Origin of the sequence: Sporolactobacillus putidus (assembly GCF_014647035.1) — a bacterium.
Taxonomy (GTDB): Bacteria; Bacillota; Bacilli; order Bacillales; family Sporolactobacillaceae; genus Sporolactobacillus; species Sporolactobacillus putidus.
The window spans coordinates 38,049-63,646 of record NZ_BMOK01000010.1; the positions used below are offsets into that span (position 1 = coordinate 38,049).

The window sequence follows — 25,598 nt, forward strand, 5'->3', positions numbered from 1 at the left end:
TCCCATTTTCTGGCAGGAGCCGGCCTTTTTGTCATTTCAATAAAAATCTATGGATTGATCCGTTCCTTTGAATCCTGACTTGACTCTTCCCCTTTTCAATCAGACAAAACGGTTCAGTCTTTCTCCGAGCATTGTGAAAAAATGCCGGCCGCTCTTCCGGCTGTCTGGACAAAACAGGTAAAAATCAATATCCCCGGTATAGTCAAACAGACGGTAAAGGCTATAAAGAAACGCGATCCCCGAACCTACTGCGAAACTGATACCGTAGCCGTTCAGCCCGAGCGGAAAAAGGGACAGTGTTAATAGCGTATGAGCGGCAAAAAGCAAAAAAGCCGTGCGCAAGGCACCCGACCGATCCTCGAAATAAAGGAGAAGAAGCATACAGACCAGCACCATGCCGTTTGAAAATGCTCCGATCGCGGCGAGCTGAAAAATCGAAAGCTGCACGGTCTGCTGAGAATATTGAGACATAACTATCCAGGCTGTAAAAATAACGATCAGAGAGAAGATGCCCTGCGATCGAATCATGCGGCTGATTTCCTGACGGAGCGTGACATTCATCGCCGTCTTCAATTCATCAATCTGATTAAGCGTTCCGCCATGATTGACGGCTCCAAGAAATTTTTTATAACGTTCATAAAACCTCGTCTCTATGGAAACCGTGAAAAAAACATAGATGGGCGTGATAGTCAGATAAGCCCAAAAAACGGCACTGTCATAAATGGGATTATAAAGAAAACTGTTTTCGACGACACGATGCCCTTCCCCGAACCAAATAATAAAGTTACAGACCCAGATTCCTGCGTTATAAAACAGCCCGCTCCAGAACAGTTCGGGATAACGATCAAATGAAGACAGAAAGGTAAACTGCCCTGTTTCTTTATAAGAAGGAAACATGCGCACCAGGACGGTGCTTAGGAAAAAAAGAGTCACGGTCATCCCCAGTGTAAAGCAGGCCAAGAGCAAAAATGCCTGTGCGTGTTGAAAATAAACAGCGGGATGAAAAAAAACGACGGCAATGATTCCGGCCGCCGAAACCCCTCCTCCTGCGAGAAATGCCAGAGTAATAGATTGATAATCTTTTGCCGATGTTAAGTAAACAGTCTGAATCCAAATCACGCAAAGCGAAAAAAACAAAACAAGCAGCAGAAGATCATAGTAAAAAGGCAGCGGAGTCAGAAAGGCAAACAGCGCCCAAAGGACTGAGGCCAAAACCAGGACAATTTTTATAACACCCAGCAGCGATGGAAAAACGCGGTCAATCTGTTTCTCGTATAACCGGTCGGCAATATACCGGGTGACGGGCAGCTGAATCATACCGTAAATAATCTGGGAGAAAATAAAACAATAGGAGACCGATACCGTAAATAATTGCTGCTCATTGAAAGAGATCGAATAAAAGAAGCCCGTCAGATAGTGAACGGCCGTGATCACCGCGATGACGACAAGCCAGGGGCCGGCGGTTACAAACAGAGAATAGCCGTAAGCCCTGGATCTTGCTGAAAAATAATCCTGTTCAAATAATTTTTGCAGCCGAAATCCGATTCCCGCCATCTTCTTTCCCCCCATCCGCGTATAACTTTCTGTAACTGTCTATTGTGCCGGAGAGCTGATAATATTTCTCAGCTCTCCGGTAACCGTCTTCGCCCATGGCCCGGCTTTCTTCTTCATGTTCAGCGTACCATTGCAAATAATCGGCAACCCGTTCGGGTGAAACGGGCGGCACGACAAAACCGCACGGACCGATGCCGTCTTCTCCGGATCCGCGCACCAGTTCCCGGCAAGCTCCGACGTCGGTGACAATCCAGGGAATACCGGCCGCCATTCCCTCAAGCACCGCCAGAGGCTGTCCCTCGGAAATGCTCGTTAAGACAAGGACATCTGTCTGTGTCAAATAATGTTTAATATCCACTTTCCCTTCCATAAAAACGGAACCGTCCAGATGCAGCCGAGTGATCAGGTCCCGGCATTCAGCGGCATATTCCGGTTCCTCTGAATCCGGCCCCAGCAAAAAGAACGCAAAGGCGAGGCCCCTGTCCGCCAATATTTTTGCGCTGTAGATCATCGTTTTCACGTCTTTTATCGGAACGATACGGATGACAGCGGTAATCATCAGTTTTTCCTTTCGCTTTGCCTGCCTTTTCCTTATTTCCCGGACGGTTCCATAATCTTTGAGTTCGATCCCGTTCGGAATGATCTTCAGCTTCTCGGGAGGCGCCCCTAATTCCCGCTGATACTCACTGTTTCTGCCGAACAATGTAACCACGTCCCTTGCCTGCATATACGCCTGACGTGAAAGGTGATGAAAGAACGTAATCCATCGCTGCTTATATTCAGCCGGGATCCAGTCCGTCTGAAGAATTTCCTCTTCCCTCTCACGCGAATAAATACCGTGTTCCGTTAAAAGGAACGGAATGTTCTGGCGGGCGCTGATCGACGACGCGAGCAGGCCGCCGTATCCGGTGGAAACGGAATGGATCAGATCGAGTTTCAGAAATTTGACCTGCAGAAGCCGGATAACCGGGAGAAAAAGCGAGCGGCACATCCATAAATAGTCGGAAAACGATCCGCTGCTGTTTTCCTGCCGATAACTCTCCCGGACAATTTGATAAAAATCGCTGCTTCGAAGAAAAATCTCGGCCGATCCCAGTTTCTTTTTGTCTCCAATTATTTTTAGGGCTTCAGGGCCGACCGTACGAAAAGAAAACCAGTCCTTGATCATTTTTAATTCTTCTTCCGATAGCGACGTCTTGAATGGTTCCCTGAATGCAGCCGATTGCAGCGGAATCGTCATAATATCGATGACATTTGAAGGAAGTTCATATTGGTAGTCTTTTTCCGTTTTCGGTGTCGGAACAACGGCTATGATCGTGAAATCATGTTCAGGAAATTTTTGAATGATCATATGGACCCAGTTTGCCACGCCTCCGCTGACATACGGATAACTTCCTTCAGCCACGAGGCCAATTTTCATCTTTATCCCTCCCTGATCGGAAGGGTTGCCTGAGGTTTGGAGAGCTCGACATCATACAATTGACTGCCCAGTTTTATCACTCTTCCAAATGAAAACCTTCCGACATCCAGTTTTTTCCCCTCTTCAACATGAACGATAACAGAAGATTGAGCGGGGATTCCTTTAAAAGCGATATGAATCGCATGATTTTCATAGGTCGTTATTATATCTCCCTTAAAATAATCCTTCATCATACGGGTCGCTTCGCTCTGAGTCACACTTGTTATCTGCGGGTACGACGTCCGCACCTTTGTGATAATGCCATCATATTCACGGGACAGCTGAGACCACTTCTGGTTTCCCGAACGCTGAGGATCCAGCACGTCATCTGGATGCACAAAATGCGAGACAACGCCGAAATTGGCGACTGCATCGGCCAGGGAGAACCAGTCGTCCACACTGAGAGAATACCCGCTTGTCACACGGGGATATAAGAAAATATTAGGATGCTGCCTGTCATAGCCGAATTCAGTGACATAGCTGCCTTCAGAGGTCGATCCCAGATATGAGGAAGCGACCGTTTTCACCGTCGGGGCCGCTTTGCTTATGGCATCCAGCCCCGTCGCATTCAGCATATCGGAAGGCGGCACATAGACATTAATCTGATTTTCCGGAAAATATTGATGAACCAGTTTCTGTAATTGAACAAGCGACTGCACCATATCCGATTCATTATGCCAGCTTGAATAGCCCAGTGTTTTATCGGTCGGGTCGCCCGCAAGCAGCAGCGGCTGGTGGTTGAACCCATGGATGCCCAGTTCACCGCCCATAGACAAATTTTCCCAGCCGAAGTATATGTAGAAGTTGCGGTCGCTGTTTGATAAATCGGGAAACGGGGGACCCATAATCTTTTGATAGATTCCGATGGCAACAGTTGTAAACTTGATATGGTTATCCGCCGCTATTTTTTTCATAGCGGGCCACCAAACGTTCTGATAGAAATTCCGGACGGTTATCGGATAGCCTGTGATCTTATCCGTTGTCGTATCGGGGGCGGGGGCCGGAAAGTCGTCAATATACATAGTCTGGGCACCGAGCTGGCCGGAAACAAAGGCGGGAAAGACTTTTCCGAGCGCCTGATCAAACAGGCCCCGCGACGTTTTGTCATTCAACGCTGACGTGTTCCAGAACAGCACCTTCCCCCGTCCGAAACGGTTGGTCCATAAAACGGGTAAATTTTCTGCCGTAACTAACGGCTCGGTTGTATCGGGATTTAATTTTACAGCTAATGAACTATGGTTGAAAAGCCTGGATGACGCCGGAATATTCGGGTAACCCGGGAACAGCGTTTTGTTGAAATGGAAACCCGTTACATCTGTGAATCCATTGACCGCCGTCATGCCAAATAGAGAAAACCAGTCTTTAGTGACATAAAAACGGTTGGCTGCGATCAGCCTCCCGCCGCCCTTGACAAAGTTCTCGAGAGCCGTCCTCGGAAACAGGGCCTGATTCTCTCCGGACAAAATGATTCCGTTATAAGGATCGGCTTTGATTGAACCGATGGCCTCCAGCTTGATGACCTTATAATGAATTTTTGCATAGTCCATCGCCTTTTGTGTATTGTCCGCAACTTCTCTCCCCAGAAGGTCATTCGTCGAGACGTAATATAGGTTTATACTCTGCCCCGGGCTCGTCCTTTCACCGCTGGTCAGCGTATGAACTGAACTTTTCTGGACAGGCTGTCCGTACCCGAATAGTCTGTAAAAAGTGTCGGAGCGAAAATAAAGGACCGAGGTGATCAAGGCAAAAAGGATAACGCCCATGATCGGGATCATCATTTTAGATGTTCGTTTCACTTTTCACCCCTCCCAATCGCCGAATCATCCACCGGTACTTTTCCGGAAGCCGGTCAAATTTCACATTCCGGGCGATCTGATCAACCACCGTATAAAACTTGGCCCAGCGGTTATTCATATAATAAATCTCAAGAAGCCCTGTATATCCGTAATATTTTGACGGATCGCTTTCGGTCAGCTTCAGGAACCGCCGTTCTGCTCGATCCAAATCTCCGGTTCTCAGGTAAAGAGAACCGAGACGATACTGAAAGGCCGGAGCATTCGGAAATAAATGAACGGCGTGGATCAGAAAGTGAATGCACTCATCGATTAGGTCCTTCTCCTGTCCCGACAAAAGAATACCGCTCAAGAGATAATGGAAATAAAGGTCTGCCAGTTTCTCCGCATCGTCCAGTCTGTAGTGATCCGTAAATCGTCTTTTCGTCTCGTCCACCTGTTTCCGGTAGCGGTCATTCAACACATTGATGGTAGTAGCCGCGTAATGAACCGTTTCCGTATCATTCAGATTCATGGCCTTCCTCAGCAGCACGCCTTCATTGGCTATTCCATGAGAACCGAGCTGAACGATCAGTTTTTTCTGCAAATCAGGATTGTCGAGATTCAGTCCTGAGCTGAAAGGAACCAGTTCACGGTCCTCCCTTGCCTCCGTCCTCAGATCTTCGTAATTGACTGGATCGAAAGTGACATATTTTGAATAGTCATCGATCCATCCCGCCCTGTTTTTTCTTTTCTGAAGTAAAATCAGCATCACGGCCATGGGAAGACCGGCTGGCGGGCAAATCAGCGAAATCGTCAATAAATAGGCGTACAGCCCCTTCTTCTCGACCGGAGCCCTTTTCCTGAGAAGTGTGAATAAAAAAGAAGACAGCACGATATAAAAGAACAGGATAGCCAGAACGGCAATCATTCGATCACCCCGATTTTGCCTGACAACGCGTCACTTAAACGTTTTTCAATGAGCGGCTTATATTTTTCATCTGTTCCGGGAAGCAGGATCATGATCGAGTAGCGCTCCATATCGTATCCGACATAATCGATCTCGCGCAGCTGAGTTTTTAAAACGGGATCCACGGTCCGCAGATCCTGTTCGGCTATCGGCAGTTCGAAATAAACATAAGGATAATTAAGGACCCGTTTTCGCTCTTTCTCAATCTTTAAGAGATGCTTAAATTCTGAAGCAATAAAGATATCCGTGCCCGCAAACTTTCGATTGTCGATATTGGCCTGGTAAAGATCAACGGCGTTCTCCAATCGGTCGCCCATCCATTTTAATAACCAGACAAACAGCTCGAAATTTTGTGAACTGACATCCGCAAATTCAATTTCATTGAGGACAATCAAATACCTGACCTCATTCTTAAAGACGACCGGACCGACAAGAACAGGGGCATTCTCCGGATCTTCCCGCGTCCTGAACAGGGCGCTTTCCTTTTCAAGAGCCAGGCGGATGACATTTGGCGCGCTTTCCACGAAGATGGTTTGAGGCAGTACAGTCGTGTCATGTTCCGAACTCAGTTTGAGCCTCAGCGTTTTACCGGAATTGCCGACATAATAAATGCCCGTTTTTTTAGCATTAAGGTATTCCCTGACGACGCTGAGTCCGGCATCAAGGACAATTTCCGGCTGTTCGTGGTTCAAAGCTTTAAAAATGTGAAAAATTTTTGACAACTGATTATCAGACTCAAGAACTTTTTCTTTCAATTTCAATCTTGTTTCATTCAGTTCGCCGACAGTCTCCTTCAGCTGCTCGTTTTCAGAGAGCAGTTCATCATTGATATGATGCGCATCTTCGTATCTCTCGCGTTGACCGGTGCTGAATGCGCCGCAGCAAACAGCGACAAGGAACAGAAAAAGCCACCGGCCCCATTGATCCAGTGAATAAAAAAAAGTGGGAATCGGGAGACCTCTGACGTACCCGGCAACCAATGTATAAACAATCGACTCGGCTAATGATAGAAAGGCAATATAAATCCCGTATCGATTAGAAAAAATCATGACAAGAAAAACCAAAAGCATATATTCATATGTAGGAGACACAATATGAGAAAAAAAGGCCAGCAGACCGAGAAACAGAAAGCTTAACGTCGGTTCTGTGATTTTCAGAATACGATTAGACTGTTTATAGTACATCAGGCATCCCCCTTTCTCCGATTCTTCATCGACGAGACAGACGGTTTTCTTCCGGACAGATCCTCATGTTTATCAGACCGCTTCGAGATCCATGACCTGTCTTTCATTCAACGCCATAAAGATTGGCTGTTGGCTATTCCCGTAAATGTCCGCTTTCTGGAATTTTTCCCTATTTGACATTTACCAGCTGATCCCGATAATAATCGATCGTTTCCGCCAGGCCCTGGTCGAGACCAACTTCGGGACCCCACATTAATAAACGCTTGGCCTTCTTATTGCAAAGCGAGCTGTTCCGGATATCTCCGTTTCTGGCATTGAGATGGCTCACTTCCGCCGCCTGGCAGGCCGTTTTCTTCAATCTGGCTATCAGTTCGTTTAAAGTAATCGGACAGTTCGTACTAATATTAAATGTATCACGGTCACCATAAAGTATAGCTTGAATATTGGCTTTTGCAACGTCGCGTACAAACACAAAATCCCTGGTTTGTTCGCCGTCCCCGTATACTTCGAGAGGGCGTTTCCGGATCAATCTGTTGACAAAAATGCTGATGACTCCCGATTCTTTGGAATGGTTCTGTCTCATGCCGTACACATTCGCATAGCGCAATATTGTGAAGTTCAAATCAAACGTGCTGCCGAACAACCGCACATACTGTTCTGCAGTATGTTTGGACAATCCGTAAAAAGATATCGGTTTTTGCGGGCAGTCCTCTGTCAAAGGAACATGATCGCCTGCTCCGTAGACAGCGGCGGATGACGCACAGATGAACTTGGAGACGCGATTTTCAACACAATTCTGCAGTAAATTTATGGTGCCCATGATGTTTGCATCGCCGTCAGCAAACGGGGACTGTTCTGAATAGCCCACCGATACTTGAGCCGCTTCATGGATGACAGCTTCGGGTTTTTGTTCCTTGAATACACGCTTTATCTCCGGAGACCTCACGTCAAGTTGATAGAAAGGCACGCCATCAGGAATGTGACTGATTTTCCCCGTTGACAGATTATCGATGACGATCGGATTCCATCCCATTTTTAAGACTTCATCAAGAATGGATGATCCAATAAATCCCGCACCGCCGGTAATGAGAATTTTCATGTTAACGCACCCTTTCGTGCAATTTTTTCCTTTTCTGATGGAATGTGCAGACTCTCCCGATTCTACGATCTATCTTTAATGCATTATACTGTTTTTGCCTGTACCATTTCTGAACAAAAACAAATAAACGCCTTTCATCAAAATTAATCTGAATGGGTGCTGAACCCAAATGACCGATCATGCCGGTTGTTTGCGTTCTGAACATCGTGTATTCTATTTTTATAGAACGTGTTCGAAAAAGTCCGGAAAAAGGGAAGTTCCCCGGCCGTTCCCGAAAGCGGTTGAGCCGGTATCATGATGAATCTCATGCATTCCGGGCGGCCTGAAGGAAACAAAGGTGAGGAGAAAATACATGATAAAAACAGTTAATGAAAAGAAACTTGAGCAGAAACTGATCGGCTGTCGCCGAATGCTGCATGAAAATCCTGAGCTGGCCTTTGAGGAATTCGGAACGACGCAATTGCTGAACAAATGGCTGGCGGAAGCAAGCATTGAAAGAGCCCGTCTTCCTCTGGAAACTGGTGTTCTTGCAGTCATCGGAGGGAAAAAGCCGGGGCCAACAATCGCGCTCCGTTCGGATATTGATGCGCTGCCGATTCAGGAGGAAACCGGACTGCCTTACGCATCCAAAATACCGGGGAAAATGCACGCATGCGGCCACGACTTCCACATGGCGTCAATTCTCGGCGCAGCGCTGTTGTTGAAAGAACGGGAAGATGAGCTTGAAGGAACAGTCAAGATTATTTTCCAGCCTGCTGAAGAAAACGGCAGCGGTGCGGTGCGGGTCATAAAAACGGGTGTCCTTCATGATGTTCAAGCTATTTGTGGGATGCACAATATGCCTTATCTGCCAACCGGGACGATCGGAATAAAACAGGGTCCGCTGATGGCCAGTGTCGATCACTTTATTATTAAGGTTGAAGGAACCGGTACCCATGGGGCGGCACCTGAAAAGGGGGTTGACACCATTGTCGCCGCCACCCAGATTGTCACCGCCCTACAAACGATCGTCAGCCGGAATATCTCGCCGCTCAGCCACGCCGTGATCAGTGTCACGCGGATTCAGGCGGGCAATACATGGAATGTTATTCCGGCAACCGCCGAATTGGAAGGGACCGTACGCACGTTCAGCGAAGATGTACGGAATGCCATACCCGTAAGAATGAAAAGCATCGTTGAAGACATTGCCCGGGCATTCGGTGCCAAAGGAACGTTAACATTTATTAAACTGGGCCATTCTGTACAGAACGACGGACAGCTCACAAAATGGGCCGCAGAAACTGCTGAGAAATCGGGTCTGAACGTTATTGAACCCTTACCGACAACAATCGGTGAAGATTTTGCTGAATACCAGCAGAGCATTCCCGGGGCATTTTTCTTTATGGGCGTATCGGGAAACTCCGATCTTCACCATCCGGACTTAATCATTGATGAGGACGCCATCCTCCCGAGTGCCCGTTTCTTTTCCAATCTGGCCGTTGACTTGTTGAAAAAAATAAAGAACAGTTAAGTTACTGTTCCCCTGCCTTGAATCACTTACCTTTCGGATTCACCGGCCTCTTCTTCTTGCCGGCAAACATAATAGATAAATTCTTCAGTTTGTCCGAACAGGCGTTTTTGCTGAAAAAAAGCACGCATAGTGTTATCTGCAAGTTCATCATAACTGACCAGTTCAAGCTTGTGTTTACGGGCAAACGATTGAATCGCGGACAGCATCGTTTCCGCCACAACAACCTGAGCCGGACGGCTGATCTCTACAGGCAGGGACTGTCTCCCATCGTACTCTTCATACATGGCGTAATGATTCATCAGAAATCCCCCCATTTTTACAGTAACATCACAACTGCTCCCGAAAAGTTGTTTCAAGGACGGGCAGCAGTTATTTATCGTAAGTTTTTGTATAATATAGTATTCTTATCATGATGTCGGGCCTGCGGGTCGGGCGAAAAACTGTAATGAACAAGAAACAAACGATCTTTGCCGCGCCGGACCTTTTTCCTGTATTCTTACCGGGGAAAACCCCGGCGATCCTATAAAGAAATGAACGACAACGCGATAGATGGATATTACGCAACAGACCGATCGAATTTTGAAAGTTAATCCGAAACGCTGAAAAGTCGATCCGAATCACAAAAAAGTCGATCCAAAAATGAGCAGTTGCACCAAAGCAGTCAAAAGCCGCTCCGAAATTCAAATGGAACCCGACTGAGTCAACATGACAAAAAGTTCATCCATTTCATAGTTTGTCAGCTCTTTCTGCGCCGCTGCTGTCCGAATTTCATTTTCGGAACTGAAAAAGCGTTCCTCTTAAACTCAGACGAACGCTTTTTGTTTGGTCATCTATTCAATTAGAGGGACAGGATCTTCATCTCTTCATGACAGTCTCATTTTGAAGTCTTCGTAGCCGAACTGTCTGACGGTCCGCAGGCCTTCCGTATCGTTATAAGAAACGATGGCGGGCAGACCGACACCATTAAATGTATTGTTTTTGACCATCGAATAAATGGCCATATCACAAAAGACCAGCCGGTCGCCGACTTTCAGCGGTTCGTCGAATGAGTAGTCGCCGATCACATCACCTGCCAAACAGGTCGGCCCGCCAAGTCTGCAGGTCCACGCCTTCTCTCCCGGTTTTCCGGCCCCGATGATTTCCGGGCGGTAAGGCATCTCCAGTACGTCGGGCATGTGGCAGGTTGCCGATGTATCAAGAATAGCAATCTGCATCCCGTTGTCCACGATATCCAGTACCGTCGAAACGAGATAACCGGTATTCAGCGCCACTGCTTCGCCCGGCTCAAGATAAACCTGAAGGCCGTACTTTTCTTTCATCAGAAGAATGCAGCGGACCAAAGTTTCGATGTCATAGTCCGGTCTCGTAATATGATGGCCGCCGCCAAAATTAATCCACTTCATTTTTTTTAAGTACTTGCCGAACTTTCGGTCCACGGCCTGAAGCGTGTGCTCCAAAGCGTCCGAATTTTGCTCGCACAAGGTGTGAAAATGCAGTCCGTCAATGCCATCCAGTTCCTCCGGTCTGAAATTGGCCTCCGTCACGCCCATGCGGGAATATGGGGCGCAAGGATCATAAAGTCCCGTTTCTACTTCGGAGTACTCCGGATTGACGCGGATGCCGCATTCTATTTTCTTTGGCGCGCTGCCGATTTTTTCCCTGAACTTCCGCCACTGGCTGAACGAATTAAAAACAATATGGTCGGAGACTCGCAGAATTTCATCGAATTCATTCTCATTATAAGCAGGTGAGTAAATATGGACCTCTCTGCCCATTTTCTCACGGCCGAGGCGCGCCTCAAAAAGGGAGCTTGAGGCTACACCGCTCAAATATTTGCCGATCAGCGGATAGAGCGAGAACATAGAAAAAGCTTTCTGGGCAAGCAGGATCCGGCAACCGGTACGTTCCTGAATCGATTTCAGGATTTCAAGATTTTTAACGAGCAGCCGTTCATCCACCACATAGCTTGGCGAAGGCGCCGACTTAAAATTGATGTCCATCAGCCGCCCCCTCAATCAATCAGCTCAGGAACGAAACTTTCATGCCACGGCAGACCGAATCGGTTCAAAGCATCCATAAACGGATCCGGATCAAATTCTTCAATATTGAAGACACCCGGCCGTTTCCATTTTCCAGTCAACACCATGGCCGCACCGATCATTGCCGGGACGCCGGTTGTATAGGAGATCGCCTGCGATCCGACTTCCCGGTAGCATTCCTGATGATCACAGACGTTGTATACGTAATAAGTGACCGGTTTTCCGTTCTTTACACCCTGGAAAATACAGCCGATGTTTGTCTTTCCCTTTGTTCTCGGTCCAAGAGACGCTGGATCAGGCAGAACCGCCTTGAGAAACTGAAGCGGAACAATCTGATGCCCTTCATAGTTGATCGGTTCAATCGATGTCATGCCGACGTTCTGCAGAACCTGAAGATGGGTCAGATAGTTCTGGGAAAAAGTCATCCAGAATCGAATTTTTTTGATTCCCTTGATGTTGATCGCCAGGGACTCCATTTCCTCATGGTGAAGCAGATAAATATCCTTTGGCCCGATTTGCGGAAAATCATAAACTTTTTTAATCGACATCGGGTCGGTTTCGATAAATTTGCCGTTCTCAAAATAACTGCCCTTTGCGGTCACTTCACGAATATTGATTTCCGGATTGAAGTTGGTTGCAAACGGATAACCGTGATCACCCGCGTTGGCATCGAGAATATCAATCGTGTGTATTTCATCGAAATAATGCTTCTGGGCATAAGCGGAGAAAACACCGGTAACACCCGGATCAAACCCGCTACCAAGCAGTGCCGTGATCCCGGCTTCTTTAAAGCGGTCACGGTAGGCCCACTGCCATTTGTATTCAAATTTGGCCGTATCCTCCGGTTCATAATTCGCCGTATCCACGTAGTCAACCTTTGTCGCCAGGCAGGCGTCCATAATCGTCAGATCCTGATAGGGCAAAGCCACGTTAATCACAATATCCGGCTGAAAACGTTCGATCAGTGTAACCAGCTCGGATACATTATTGGCATCTACCTGAGCCGTCTGAATTTTCGTCTTTCCTCCATCCAGTTTCTTCTTCAGCGCCTCGCATTTCGAAACCGTCCGGCTCGCTATGCAGATCTCTTCAAAAACGTCCGGGTTCTGGCAGCACTTGTGAACCACTACACCTGCAACACCGCCAGCTCCGATAATCAACGCTTTTCCCATATTTACGCCCCCCGTGATTTAAAAATTCAAGTTTAATTTTAATAAGAAAGACTGATCGCTCAGGTTGTACGGACAACCGGGCTGTTCGTACTCTAACTCGACAGAGATCAGTCCGGTTCCACCTCTTCCAGCAGGTTTTTAACATAATTCGGCAGCGCAAATGCGCCGATGTGAATTTTTGTGTTGTAATATTTCGTTTTCAGCCCGAGGGTCTCCCACTTCGAATCATTGAAATCCGTGACGGGGTGATACTTTTTCGAAGCAAAACCGAACAGCCAGTGTCCGGACGGATATGTCGGAATGTGCGCCTGATAAACCCGGCTGATTGGAAAAGAGTCAACAATCCGTTTGTGCGCCCGCTGCATCGCAATGGCGTCCACTGGATAGAACGGACTTTCCTGCTGGTTGACCATCAGTCCTTCCGCGGTCAGCGCTTTGTAACAGTTTCCATAAAATTCTTTAGTGAAGAGTCCTTCTCCGGGACCGAACGGATCCGTCGAATCCACAATGATCAAATCATACACATTTTCCCTTGTCCGAACAAATTTCAATCCATCCTCATAGTAGATCGTGACACGCGGATCATCCAGCCTGCTCGCGGTCTGCGGCAGATACTTTCTGCAGACGTCCACTACCTGTCGGTCAATCTCCACAAGATCGATCTGTTCTATAGAGGGATAACGGACCAGTTCACGTACCGCTCCGCCGTCGCCTCCGCCGATCACGAGCACTCTTTTCACCGCGGGGTGGACAGCCATCGGGACATGGACAATCATTTCATGATAGATAAACTCGTCTTTTTCAGTCAGCATCATGTAACCGTCCAGCGTCAGAAAGCGGCCGAATTCTTTGGACTCGAAGATGTCGATGCGCTGGAAATCACTCCGTCCGCAATACAGCTGCCTGTCAACCTTAATTGAAAAGGTGACGTTTTCCGTGTGTTTTTCCGTAAACCACAATTCCACCCTCATCGCTCCTTTATCGTCCGGATCTGGTTGACCAGGCTGTCCTGTGTCCCGGTCAGAAAAGACCCTTTTGCCTTAGCGTATTGAATATATTCGAGAATTTCCGCGGTGATTTTCTCCCCTGGAGCAAGGATCGGAATTCCTGGCGGATAGCACATCACAAATTCACTGCAAACCCTGCCCACACTTTGTTCAAGCGGCAAAGATTCGCTTTCAGCGTAAAACGCTTCTGCCGGAGCGAGGATGATTTGCGGTTTAATGTATTCCTGGCTGAGCATTCCTGTTTTGTCCTTAGCGTATCGCCTTTTGATTTCCGAGAGGGCGGAAACCAGACGTTCCAGATCCAGTTTCCGGTCGCCAATCGAAAGATACGCGAGAATGTTGCCGATATCGCCGAATTCAATCTGAATATCGTACTCGTCGCGGAGCAGATCATAGACTTCAATCCCGGCAAGCCCGATGTCCAGCGTATGAATCGAAAGTTTGGTTACATCGAAATCGCAGATCGTGTTTCCATTAACCAGTTCCCGCGAGAAAGCGTAATAACCGCCAATGTGATTGACTTCCTCCCTGGCGTATGCCGCCATATCGGCGACCCCTTGAAAAATCTCATCACCCCTGAGGGCCAGATTTCTGCGCGAAATATCCAGTGATGAAATCAGCAGATAGGAGCCGCTCGTTGTCTGAGTCAGGTTAATAATTTGCCTGACATAGCCTTCACTGACGTCGTTGTTAATTAAAAGGAGAGAACTCTGCGTCAGCGAGCCGCCCGATTTGTGCATGCTGACGGCCGCCATATCCGCTCCAACCGACATGGCCGATGGAGGGAGGTTTCTTCCGAAATAGAAATGTGTGCCGTGTGCTTCGTCAACCAGCACCAGCATGTGATGCTTGTGCACGAGCTCTGTGATCGCCTTGAGATTGGAACAGATACCATAATACGTTGGATTATTGATCAGGATGGCCTTCGCGTCCGGATTTTCAATGATCGCCTGCTTTACATCCCCGAGTGACATGCCGAGTGAGATGCCCAGATCCGTATGAACACCCGGATTAACGTAGACAGGCGATGCCCCGCTGAGAATCAGCGCGTTTATGGCACTGCGATGCACGTTTCGGGGCATGATTATTTTGTCTCCTCTTTTACAGGCACTCATCACCATGCTTTGAACGGCAGAGGTTGTCCCGTTCACCATGAAAAAAGCGTGTCGTGCGCCAAAGGCTTCTGCCGCGAGTTCTTCCGCTTCCTTAATGACCGAAACCGGATGGCACAGATTATCCAGCGGTTTCATCGAATTCACATCCACCGTCAGGCAGCGCTCGCCCAAAAAATCGGTAAGCTCTCTGTTTCCCTTGCCCCGTTTGTGTCCAGGTACATCAAAAGGGACCACCCGCATTGATTTATAACGGTTCAGCGCCTCAAGGACGGGCGCTCTTTCCTGTGAAAGTTCCTTCATTATCTACCTTCTCCACTAATCAAAGATGTTGGCACCGCTGTAAATCTCAATCATTTCTCTGCGGAGACTGTTACTGATTTTAAGCCGTTCTCTTGGCGGAATTTCAAGCACGTCTCTGTTAAATAAATAGTTTTGAAGATCAATTTCTTTTATCAGCATTTTCGTATGAAATAAATTGGCCTGGTAAACGTTGATGTCGAGCGCGTCGTATTTCTGCAAGGTCGCGTCATCAATATAATCCTGAATCGACGTCATATGGTGATCCATAAACAACTTTTTCCCGTTCACATCGCGTGTAAATCCGCGCACGCGATAATCGGCTGTGATAATATCGGAATCAAAGCTGCCGATCAGATAGTTCAGCGTATTCAGAGGGGTGATCTCGCCGCACGTCGCCACGTCGATATCCACCCGGAATGTGGCAATGGCATTGTCCGGATGAAATTCCGGGTAAGTGTGCACAGTGACATGGCTCTTGTCCAGGTGACCAATCACGGTGTCGCGTCCTCTGGAATTACCGATCCGGCCCAGATTACATGACTCGTCGATCTGGTCCGCCGGAAATTCCTGCTCGGCAATCAGAATGGTGACGCTCGCGCCCTGAGGATCATAATCCTGCTTGCTGATATTTAATACATGCGCACCGATCATTTCGGTCACATGGCACAGGATGAGGGTCAGCCTTTCTGAATTGTACTGCTCGTCAATGTAAGAAATATAATCGCGCTGCTCACGTTCACTTTTCGCGTAGCACACATCATAGATGTTAAAGCTGAGCGACTTGGTGAGGTTGTTGAAGCCGTACAATTTCAGCTTGTTTTCCAACCCTATCATCACAGCCTTTCCTGTTTATCAGGGTCCGATGAAGCAAAATGTTTACAAAATTCAGGGGAAAAACAGTAAATTTATGAGTAATTTCCAATTAGAAATGAAATAGTCAACGGATTCTTCGATTTCTGCTGATTTTCATAGGTTTACTACAAAAATTCAATTTATATTATATACAGAACAAACCGTAAGTCAAGTTAATAATTCGTAATCAAAAAGCAATCCCGCCGGCTTTCTGATCCGTCCGTACAATGAAAAAACAATCTTCGCCATCTCTTATGGAGCGCTCGCATAATGTAAGGGCCCATTTCCAATAAAATGGACCCTTATATACTATGCACGTTTTCTTTATAAGACACGTTGAGTCATCCGGTATTTCAAAAAATTTCCATTATTTGGATTTCTCATGGTTTATCACCAGATCGGTCATGTGCTGAAAAATGTCATGCCAGTTTCTGGATTTAGCAAGAGCAAGACGCCTGTTTATGGCAGCCTCCTGATTTTTCGAACCGGCCATTTGTTCGCAGGCTCGGATAAACGACCCGGGATCGCTGTTGTCCAGATACGCATAAACCCCTTCTTCGGCGTACTTCTTCGTAGACGGGAGGTGTACACCGACCGCCGGTTTGCCGGCAGCAAGAAATTCGAACAGTTTCAGCGGAAATACCGCCTCGTTATAAGGCGAAAGTTTGTATGGCATGATACCGACATCCACAAGGTTCATATATTGGGATATATCCTCCGGGGAGACGCTCCCGGTCCACAATACATTTTTTTTCATAAGAAGCTGCTGAAATTCACGATTTCGCCCGGTTCCATCCGGCCCGACAAACAGAAAAAGCCAGCCGCTTTTTTTCTCGGCCACCTGCTCAATCAGGTTGAAATCCAGTTTTGGCTTAATTCCTCCGATATATCCGAGCACCGTACCCCCGAAATTTTCCGGGAGCACGTCCGCGGCCTGAGTTCTCCCGGAAAACCTATCGAACTCGACGCCATTCTCAAACGTGAACACACGCTTTGTTTTCTCAGCGCCCAGCTTTTTCACGACCTGATCATGCAAATAATCGGACGTGCAGAAAATAATTCCGGCCCGGTCGATGATCCGCTGCTCCGCTTTCGCAATGACGTACTGTCTGAAGTGAGCCGCGGCCGACGGTCTGCCGCTGATTGGCGAAGCCCATAGATCGCTGCAATCGTAAATGACCCGAGTCCATGGAAAAAGATCGCCAAGCAGCGGAAATCCGGGAAAAGTGAACCATAGATAAAATCTGTGGTGTGCGGCCCGCGCACGGATGTAGGATAGAAGCGGCCGAAGTCTGCGCCGATGGAATATATCCACATAGCGCCCAAAGCGAAAAGCTCTATGAGGGAACAAGTCCTGAACCGTCCATTGACTGATTCCATTCGCCAGTCTTGACCGCGGCGGATCAACACGGCGCGGCGCAGGGCACAGCCAGATCACTTCCTGCGTGTCCGATTCATTTTGCAGAAATTCCGCAAGGCGATGCCGCCTGTAGCGCAGCCTATCCTGCTCCCACACCCCGGTCGCAACGATGATATGTATATTCTTCACTGATGCTTTCACCCTCGTATTCTCGAAGTTCCTTTTTTAAGTCGAATTTCCACTTTAGAGAAATATCTTTTTAGCAGAAGATCCTTTTTACCTTTCCCGGACTTTTCGAATATCTTCTATTAAAACCGTTTGATCACGGCATTAGCCGCATAGTTGCAGAAATACCAGCAGGACCGCCATAATGGCAGCTTTTCCATCCGGCGGTAAACGAACCATGTTTTTCGGGCGGCTTTCCATTTGTCGCGTGAAATGGACTCCGGCCCGCCGACGCGGTATTCCGCCAGCGTTTCATTCAGCCCGTAAGCTGCCCTGCCTTCTTTTAACAGTGCCAGCCATGTCGCCAGATCCTGCCGCGCGCGCAGATCCGGCATATGAAAGTCGCCGACTTGCTGTCTGTCGATCATCACCGTCAGGCAGCCGACAATTGTATTCTTCAGCATATCGGAATATGTTACACGCTGGGGCGCCGGAACGCGTTTCTGTAACGGTTCGCCCTCGCGGCTGATGTACTCATAGCCGGTAAAAGTAAAAGCGTAGTGGCGGTCGTTCATGAACTTCAGCTGTTTTTCCAGCTTTTCCTTTTTCCAGCAGTCATCGCTGTCAAGAAACGCGACATACCTACCCTTTGCCAGATCAAGAGCCTTATTGCGCGCGGCGGCCGCGCCGCTGTTTTTTTCAAGAAACAGGGTGCGGATACGCGGATCGGACGCCGTTAGATTCATCAGTCGGGCACGCGTACGGTCCGACGAGCAGTCATCGACAATAATCATTTCCCAATCGCGAAAGGTTTGCCCGATCACCGAAGCAATCGTTGCGTCGATGGTTTGTTCCGCATTATAAGCAGGTGTGATAACCGAAACAAGTGGATGGTTCAGCACCGTAATGACCTCCTTTTATTCCGGTCTTTCACGGACAAACTCGGGAAAAGCGAGCCATAAAAAGACAATCGTCACGCCCAGCATCACTCCGAGCACGGCCCTCTGCTTTGAGGAAAAAACCTTGCCGCCCGGGCCGGGGGCTGCACCCGCGGGTTCTAATAATTGAGCGGGTTTGAGGTCAAGTTTCGCTGTTTGCAGGTTATACAGGAGACGCTGACGGTCGACCGCGGTACTTTCGTTGATTTTGCCGTTTAGAAGCGCGCTGATGGACTGATTGATCAGCGTCTCCCTTTTCTGGTACTGCTCACGATCGGCCGACAGAAACGCACTGGCAATTTGATTGACGGTGCTGATTGCTTCATCTTTTGACTTCCCGATAAATGAAAGCTGAATCAGCTGATTTTTCACCATGCTTACCTTGAGCTGGCCGAGTAATTCGTTTTGGCGGTTTTTCCATAAAGCGGGCAGCTGTTTCTGAAAAAAAGGAGCGTTGCCAAGCATAATCATCACCCGGTTCGGATCATTAAAATCCGGGTCTGAATAACTTCCTAAAGACATTGTCGCTGTCGCCGTGTAGGGCACAGCTGTTTTTCCAATCGGAATGAACCATCCGGCCACGCCGAAAATCAGCGGAATGGCAACGATGATCCATATAAATTTCTTGATTTTTTCTGCCAGCCGGTGAACGCTTGTCATAAATAAGCTCCTTCATGGTCAATGATTTTTTTTGTTCCCATTTCGGTCATTCCGCCAAGCGGCTCATTTTTCAGTACGGAAACAGTAGAAATAAGCAGTCCGAGAAACACCCAGTGAAAGTAAAGGTTGCTGACGGAACTTGGACTGATGTTCGAGATAACAAAGGAGGCCATCGCAGTCAGACAGCCTTCAATCAGCATTTTGTACGTCCGGTCGACGTAAAGCCGACTGGCTCTGTACAGGCTGACAAACAGACAAGCATACATGGTGACATACCCCAGGGCAATGATCAGCCCGAAGTTGCCCAGGATTTCCGCCAACCAGTTGTGCACCTGATAGATATGACTCGTATTATAAATCGGTTCATATTCAAGATAATAGGGCAGGTTGCCCGCACCCACGCCCATTCCAAAAGTATCCGCTACATAGTAAAACGTATCTTTGAGCAAATTGCTTCTGATCACGTTTGACGACAGCGTTTCATTGACTGAATAACTCGCCGTACTAAAAAACAGCCCGGCCGACTTCGCGATCAGACTTTTTGAAAAAACGATCAGGCCAATCAGGATCGCCGCCGAGCCTGTGACGGCAGCGGCTTTCTTCGCCCATGAAGGAAGAAGGAGAAACAGATAAAAGGCTCCGCCGACCGCAAGCCCGATGATACCCGCCCTTGATTGCGTGACCACAATAATGAAAAGCGAAAGTCCCGCGAGCAGCAGCGCAGCAGTCTGCCGCATTGAGTTCAGGCTGTTTCTGGCCGCGGACAGATAAAAGAAGAAAGAAATACTTAAAAAAGTAGCGAAGTCGTTCTGATTGGTAAACACGGCGGTTGGATAAGCAGTTTTATAGAAAGGGGCTCCATAGAGCGTCGATGTTGGCATCTGAATATGGCCGAAATAATTGATCAGTCCGAGGGCAAGAAGACCCGCTGTCATGACCATCCAAATGGTATAAAAGACGAGCAGCCTGCTGATTCGTGTGAACGTAAAAACCGCAAGGAAGACAAACGTCATACCGACGCCCATAAGAAAGAGATACTTGATTCCGTCAAGAACAGATTTTGACCAAATTAATGAAGCCCCTCCATAAGCCATCCAGAAAAGCAGAAAGAGCAGAATCCCCTTTACCCGGATTTGCTTCCAGTCGGCAGACAAGCCACTGTGCTTCACTACGTAAGTTAAAAAAACAACCAGTGCCACAAGAAGCAAGAGCCGATACACAAACAATGAAAAGAAACCGAAATGGATACTCAAAAACGACTGATTAAAGAATGTCGTGATCAGCAGCAAGTACATGACACTTTGAAGCAATTGTTCGTTTCCGACGGATGATTTGAGATAGAGACTTGAAATGATAAAGGCCCAAATCCATATAAAGAAAAAGAAGAGCTGCATTGGTTCTGATCCAAGCGAACCAATGAAAATAATGCCCGCTAACAGGATAGCCAGTATACCTGTTACCTGTTTCACTGCACGGTTGCTGTCCATTCAGTTTTGCTCCCTGTTTCATTACGTTTTTAAGATGAATAAATAAGCGCAGTGAGCGTTCCGGATAACGCCCTTAAGGCACCGCGTGAAAAAACAATCCGCAAGCATCGGAAGATTCGGCAAAGCTATTTTTAAACGTCCGATCGTTTTCAGAGTCGTGCGGTTGCTATTTTTCATTTATTTGATGAGTTTGGCCGCACGGTTTGAGAAATGAAGCGTTTCCTGCAACCCTGTGAAAAGATCGGTCACAGGTTCCCAGCCAAGAAGTTTTTTCGCCTCGTTGTTCGAAAGCGTACTTTCCCGAATATCACCGGGACGCGCCTCTCTGTAAATCGCGTTCATGTTTGAATCAGAAATGCTCCTCAGCATTCGGAACAATTGATTAATTGTGACCGATGCACCGGAAGAGACATTGACACATATATTTTTTTCAGTCTGGAGACCTTTCACGACAGCCGACGCAATGTCCCTGACAAAAATAAAGTCCCTCGTCTGCTTTCCGTCGCCAAAAATAAAAGGAGGCATATCCCGGCTCAGGCGATCTGAGAAAATCGACACGACTCCGCCTTCCCCTTTGGCATCCTGTCTTGGACCGTAGACGTTGCTGAATCGCAGTATGGTGTAAGGCAGTCCGAATAACTTATAGAATGTCTTCAGGTAGTGCTCAACAGTCAGTTTCGTCAAGCCATAAGGAGACTCGGGGTGGGTCGGGTGTCCGGGTGTCACCGGCAGCGAAAGCGGGTTTCCATAGACCGCCGCGGAGGAGGCAAAGACGATTTTCCCGACCGATGACCGGACAGCAGCACGCATCACATGAAGAGAGCCTCTTACGTTGACTTGTTCATCGAACAGAGGATCGCGCACGGATTGTGCGACACTGATCTGGGCCGCGAGATGTATGATCGAGTCCGGATGAAGAGAGAGAATCAAATCCCCCACATGGGGGTCCGTCACATCGAAGTCATATACATCGACAGGCAAGCCGGCAATATTTTTGCGGTGGCCCGTAGAAAAGTTGTCGATAACCGCAACTTTGTAATCATGGCGGAGCAGTTCCTCGACAACATGCGATCCAATAAATCCAGCTCCCCCTGTCACAACCACTCTTTTCATGAGAAACCCTCCTAAGTCCTTGATGTTTTTTCTTCAGTCGCGGAAGGAGCCTACCCTTGCACGCATCACATGAAAAAAATGATACCCGTGCCGATTACCTGCACGCGCAGCCTGACGGAAATTATGCCTCTGGGCGGCCTCTCATACATACATGTCCATTTTCTATTCGTTCCATACTTCGGCGCGTATTTTTTAACGGGCACCTTCGCCCGTAATCAGGACTTTGATCGTTTTTAATAGGATTCTGAATTCAAGAGCGGGTGACATATTGTGAATGTATTTCAGATCATAACGGAGTTTTTCTCTCGGCGAGATATTGTAGCCGCCATTTACCTGCGCAAGCCCTGTCAATCCCGGTTTAACCGCCAGGCGGCGCGCAAATCCACGGATTTCGCGATTGAATTGCGCCGTAAACACCGGTCTTTCCGGTCTCGGGCCGATGATGGACATGTCCCCTTTCAGTACGGTCAGGAGCTGAGGCAACTCGTCAATTCTTGTTCTCCGAATCACGGCCCCCACCCTTGTCACACGTGGGTCGTGTTCCGCCGCCCATTGTGCCCCATTTTTTTCCGCATCTTTTCGCATGGAACGAAGTTTGATAAGGTTGAAACATTTCCCGTCCTTCCCCACTCTTTGCTGAACGTAAAATGGAGATCCGGGTGTTTCAAGCATAATTAAAACCGAAAAAACACAAATTACGGGCGCTGCAAAAATTAATCCAACCGTTGCTGTCACGAGATCAAATCCTCTTTTTATATAGAGGTAAGATTTGATTGGCCTTGGCAGTGATACCCGAAGAGAACTGTCAATTGAATAGTCACTGTAAAGATTAATTTCTTTTTCAGCATTCACAACAAAACCACCTCGCCGAACCCTTCATGATTTGGGATGCCAGCCTACATTTGAATTATAGTTATATTATGTGTTGCGGATATCAAGTTTAAATGAAGATAACGTAAAAATTGTTGAGAATAGTGAGAATATCTTGATATGAAAACTTTAAAGCGGTATGTTTGTGCTGATATCGAACATCGCTTTACAGCATTCCTGAACGCTCCTGGTTATAAGAACCGGATCGTCCCGGCATACTGAGAATGAATTTTACGGAAGGAAGCAATAGACTTAATTCTATTGTTCAATAGGATGAGAGCTTTTATACAAAAATTTATCGGGTTTTCGGTCGGTCCTCTGGTCGGCGCCTTTCTTTCATTTATTACAATTCCTGTGACCACATATTTTATCAGTCCGGATGAATACGGCAAAGCGAGCATGTTCATGCTTTTCCAGATAATCTTCGCCACCTTCTTATTTCTTGGAGTCGATCAGGCTTACACAAGGGAATACCATGCTGCCGAAAATAAGCTGAACTTGTTTCAGAATGCTCTCTTGCTGCCGCTGATTTTAGCGCTTTTCACTCTGCTCCTGACTCTCGCTCTGCCGGCTGAGGTATCCAGGCTGTTATTCGGCAGTACGGGTGACTTGATCCCGGCCGTTTTATTCGGCGTCATGATCATTTTTATGGTGATCGAACGGTTTATCCTGCTTTCCATCCGGATGCAGGAAAAAGCGCTGGAGTATTCTCTGCTCAACATTTTTGTCAAATTCGCCGTTCTTGTGCTGACCTTGTTTTTTGTTTTTTTTATCAGGCGCGACTTTCTGGCGGTTGTTTACTCCGCCGTTTTCGGCCAGATTCTCGGCGATATGTATTTGCTGCTGCGATACAGAAGCCTTTTTAACCTGAAACATTTTTCACTGGATACCGGCTTGTTAAAAGGGATGATTGCGTTCGGACTGCCGATCGTCGTCGCCACTTCGCTGTCCAGCCTGCTGAATTCGCTGGACCGGCTGTCCTTGCGCACATGGAGCAATTTTTATCAGATCGGTATTTTTACCGCCACGTTGAAAATTGCCGCCGCCTTGTCCATTGTCCAGACCAGTTTCACAAGTTTCTGGGTGCCGACGGCTTATCGCTGGTACGCTGAAGGAAAAAACATCCGGTATTTTAAAATCGTCAGCGATTCGATTCTGCTTGGCATGTCCGTGCTTGCCGCCGGCATTTTAATTTTCAAAGATCTGATCGTTCTGCTGTTATCCCCAGGATATGCGGACTCCCGTTATATCATTGGTTTCCTGTGCCTGCAGCCGATTATCTATACGGTCAGCGAAACGACATGCCTGGGCATCGTCTTTTCGAAAAAAAGTTATTTAAGCATATGGGTCGGCCTCATCGCCCTCGTTCCTAATATCCTTATCAATGTCCTTCTCGTTCCAAAATTCGGAGCAACCGGAGCCGCAATGGCCACGTCCATTTCCTACGTCTTCTTTTTCGTGGCGCGAACCGTCTTCTCGGGAGCGAATGGAATGAGGTTCCCTGTCTTGAAGCACCATGCCGTCTTCCTTATCCTGATCGCCGGCGCTTTTCTGAACCTCCTCCGCATCAGAGGAATGTTTGTCGTTAATATCGCCTTGCTGGTCGTCATTATAGGCATTCAGTACACAACAATGAAACAAATATGGATCCTTTTCAGGGAACGAAGCGCCCTAGAACTGGAAAAGTCCTGATGTCAGGCCGCCGGAAAATACCCACTTCCACTCGGCCACCGGCGAGCGGACTGCACGGAAATTTATTTGCCAAGCGAGGATCAAAGATGAAAGCAGCCATTCTATGTACAGAAAAGAAACCGGTTCCTGCGGTTCACGGCGGAGCCGTAGAAACGCTGGTCGATTTGCTTTTAGAAAACAACGAGGTCCTCAGGCTGGCCGATCTGGATGTCTATTCTATAGCCGACGATGCAGCCGCCCGGAGGAGCAGCCGGTTTAAAAACACGAGCTTTCATTTCATCAACAGCCGTTCAGCTTTTAATTCATCCTTTAATTTGCTGAACCGGATTTTTCATAAATGCCGTCTCCATCTCTATCTGAATGTCTATCTTAACCGCGCTGTTAAAGAATTAAAGAAACATAACTACGACTGGATTATTGTCGAAAACAGGCCACTGTATATCCGGGTATTAAGAAAGCATCTGGGTGAAAACGCCCGTATCGCGCTTCATCTGCACAATGATTTTCTCAGCAAAGAAAACTATTACGCAAAAAGCGTGATCCGCAGCAGCGACAAGGTTCTGGCGGTCAGCGGCTATATCAATAAACGGGTGAAAGAGGCCGCCGCATCCGAACGGGATCAAAAGAAAGCTGCCATGCTCTGCAACCGGATCGATGTCCGGATGTTCAGGGTAAATCAGGAATCCCTTCAGGAAAATATTCTGAGAAAAAAATTCCACCTTGCACCGGATACTAAGATCATCCTGTATTTTGGCAGAATCAGGAAACAAAAGGGCGTTCTGGAGCTCATCCTAGCGTATGAAAAAGCGCTGAAAAAAGATTCGTCACTTCGCCTGATCCTGATCGGTGAGAGTGACAAAGAAGATTATATGAAGAAAATAGAGGACGCAATGCGCAGGCTGCCGCCGGATTGCGTTCAAGTCATCGGCTATGTGAATCACGGGGAACTGCCCGGGTATCTCGCCGGAGCGGATCTGATCGCACTGCCGTCCGTCTGGCGGGAACCGTTCGGTCTTACTGTTGTTGAATCCATGGCGATGGCTAAGCCTGTGATTTCAACGGATTCAGGGGCTATTCCCGAGCTGCTGGGGGACGGCTGCGGTCTCCTGATCGGGAATGGTTCCCGGCTGATCGATCATCTGTCGGATGCTCTCGTCATGTTAGCCGCAGATCCGGAGCTGAGAGAGAAACTGGGGTTAAATGCCCGAAAAAAGGCAGTGGCATCGTATAACTCGGAAAGTTACTTGTCCGATCTGATCGAGAAACTGGAAACACCCTGA

21 protein-coding genes are annotated in these 25,598 nt (G+C 47.7%); 3 read left to right on the forward strand and 18 right to left on the reverse strand.

The genetic code is table 11. From position 1 onward, the window contains the following. Positions 1–99: 99 nt before the first annotated feature. The 6 genes from pelG to IEX81_RS11745 form a co-directional block, all read right to left on the reverse strand. Positions 100–1,554 (reverse strand): exopolysaccharide Pel transporter PelG, encoded by a 1,455-nt coding sequence (gene pelG / locus IEX81_RS11720; protein ID WP_188803529.1) that lies wholly within the window; start codon positions 1,552–1,554, stop codon positions 100–102. Then, the gene (gene pelF, locus IEX81_RS11725) at positions 1,517–2,974 is read right to left on the reverse strand and encodes a GT4 family glycosyltransferase PelF (protein WP_188803531.1); all 1,458 of its coding nucleotides are present in this window, start codon (positions 2,972–2,974) and stop codon (positions 1,517–1,519) included. The genes pelG and pelF overlap by 38 nt, the downstream gene beginning before the upstream one ends. A gap of 2 nt (positions 2,975–2,976) precedes the next feature. Beyond that, a complete protein-coding gene (locus IEX81_RS11730; protein ID WP_188803533.1) occupies positions 2,977–4,809 on the reverse strand; it encodes a DUF2194 domain-containing protein in 1,833 nt (610 codons plus the stop codon). Next, entirely contained in the window at positions 4,793–5,716 is a 924-nt protein-coding gene (locus IEX81_RS11735) for a tetratricopeptide repeat protein (RefSeq protein ID WP_188803535.1), read from the reverse strand. Before IEX81_RS11735 ends, IEX81_RS11730 begins: the two co-directional genes overlap by 17 nt. Beyond that, positions 5,713–6,939, reverse strand: coding sequence for a nucleoside-diphosphate sugar epimerase (locus IEX81_RS11740; protein ID WP_188803537.1), 1,227 nt, complete (start codon positions 6,937–6,939; stop codon positions 5,713–5,715). Before IEX81_RS11740 ends, IEX81_RS11735 begins: the two co-directional genes overlap by 4 nt. Positions 6,940–7,108: 169 nt before the next feature. Next, entirely contained in the window at positions 7,109–8,038 is a 930-nt protein-coding gene (locus IEX81_RS11745) for an NAD-dependent epimerase/dehydratase family protein (RefSeq protein ID WP_188803539.1), read from the reverse strand. 352 nt (positions 8,039–8,390) lie between these two features. Between IEX81_RS11745 and IEX81_RS11750 the strand changes: the two genes are divergently transcribed. After that, positions 8,391–9,548 (forward strand): amidohydrolase, encoded by a 1,158-nt coding sequence (locus IEX81_RS11750; RefSeq protein WP_188803541.1) that lies wholly within the window; start codon positions 8,391–8,393, stop codon positions 9,546–9,548. A gap of 26 nt (positions 9,549–9,574) precedes the next feature. On the opposite strand, the gene IEX81_RS11755 is transcribed toward IEX81_RS11750, so the two are convergent. From IEX81_RS11755 to IEX81_RS11810, 12 genes are all read right to left on the reverse strand, one after another. Beyond that, positions 9,575–9,847 carry a hypothetical protein gene (locus IEX81_RS11755; protein WP_188803543.1) on the reverse strand — a complete coding sequence of 91 codons (273 nt, stop codon included), beginning with the start codon at positions 9,845–9,847 and terminating at the stop codon, positions 9,575–9,577. A 564-nt stretch (positions 9,848–10,411) separates the two neighbouring features. Beyond that, positions 10,412–11,548, reverse strand: a complete 1,137-nt coding sequence (nspC, locus tag IEX81_RS11760) for a carboxynorspermidine decarboxylase (protein WP_188803545.1) — start codon at positions 11,546–11,548, stop codon at positions 10,412–10,414. Positions 11,549–11,559: 11 nt separating this feature from the next. Next, on the reverse strand, positions 11,560–12,759 hold the full coding sequence (locus tag IEX81_RS11765) for a saccharopine dehydrogenase family protein (RefSeq protein ID WP_188803547.1): 1,200 nt from the start codon (positions 12,757–12,759) through the stop codon (positions 11,560–11,562). 107 nt (positions 12,760–12,866) lie between these two features. Further along, positions 12,867–13,724, reverse strand: coding sequence for a polyamine aminopropyltransferase (gene speE / locus IEX81_RS11770; protein ID WP_188803549.1), 858 nt, complete (start codon positions 13,722–13,724; stop codon positions 12,867–12,869). Positions 13,725–13,726: 2 nt separating this feature from the next. Next, complete coding sequence (locus IEX81_RS11775; RefSeq protein WP_188803551.1) at positions 13,727–15,181, reverse strand: aminotransferase class I/II-fold pyridoxal phosphate-dependent enzyme; 1,455 nt, start codon at positions 15,179–15,181, stop codon at positions 13,727–13,729. A gap of 15 nt (positions 15,182–15,196) precedes the next feature. Beyond that, the gene (speD, locus tag IEX81_RS11780) at positions 15,197–16,015 is read right to left on the reverse strand and encodes an adenosylmethionine decarboxylase (protein WP_229727590.1); all 819 of its coding nucleotides are present in this window, start codon (positions 16,013–16,015) and stop codon (positions 15,197–15,199) included. A gap of 385 nt (positions 16,016–16,400) precedes the next feature. Next, positions 16,401–17,582 (reverse strand): teichuronic acid biosynthesis protein TuaH, encoded by a 1,182-nt coding sequence (tuaH, locus tag IEX81_RS11785; RefSeq protein WP_229727591.1) that lies wholly within the window; start codon positions 17,580–17,582, stop codon positions 16,401–16,403. Between the two features lie 119 nt (positions 17,583–17,701). Further along, entirely contained in the window at positions 17,702–18,460 is a 759-nt protein-coding gene (gene tuaG, locus IEX81_RS11790) for a teichuronic acid biosynthesis protein TuaG (RefSeq protein ID WP_188803558.1), read from the reverse strand. A gap of 15 nt (positions 18,461–18,475) precedes the next feature. Further along, a complete protein-coding gene (locus tag IEX81_RS11795) occupies positions 18,476–19,156 on the reverse strand; it encodes a hydrolase (RefSeq protein WP_188803559.1) in 681 nt (226 codons plus the stop codon). Next, on the reverse strand, positions 19,153–20,643 hold the full coding sequence (tuaE, locus tag IEX81_RS11800) for a teichuronic acid biosynthesis protein TuaE (protein ID WP_188803561.1): 1,491 nt from the start codon (positions 20,641–20,643) through the stop codon (positions 19,153–19,155). The genes IEX81_RS11795 and tuaE overlap by 4 nt, the downstream gene beginning before the upstream one ends. 177 nt (positions 20,644–20,820) lie before the next feature. Beyond that, positions 20,821–21,756 (reverse strand): NAD-dependent epimerase/dehydratase family protein, encoded by a 936-nt coding sequence (locus tag IEX81_RS11805; protein WP_188803563.1) that lies wholly within the window; start codon positions 21,754–21,756, stop codon positions 20,821–20,823. A 192-nt stretch (positions 21,757–21,948) separates the two neighbouring features. Then, entirely contained in the window at positions 21,949–22,566 is a 618-nt protein-coding gene (locus tag IEX81_RS11810; protein ID WP_373292375.1) for a sugar transferase, read from the reverse strand. Positions 22,567–22,899: 333 nt separating this feature from the next. Between IEX81_RS11810 and IEX81_RS11815 the strand changes: the two genes are divergently transcribed. Further along, positions 22,900–24,318 (forward strand): lipopolysaccharide biosynthesis protein, encoded by a 1,419-nt coding sequence (locus tag IEX81_RS11815; protein ID WP_188803567.1) that lies wholly within the window; start codon positions 22,900–22,902, stop codon positions 24,316–24,318. An 86-nt stretch (positions 24,319–24,404) separates the two neighbouring features. Then, complete coding sequence (locus IEX81_RS11820) at positions 24,405–25,598, forward strand: glycosyltransferase family 4 protein (protein ID WP_188803569.1); 1,194 nt, start codon at positions 24,405–24,407, stop codon at positions 25,596–25,598.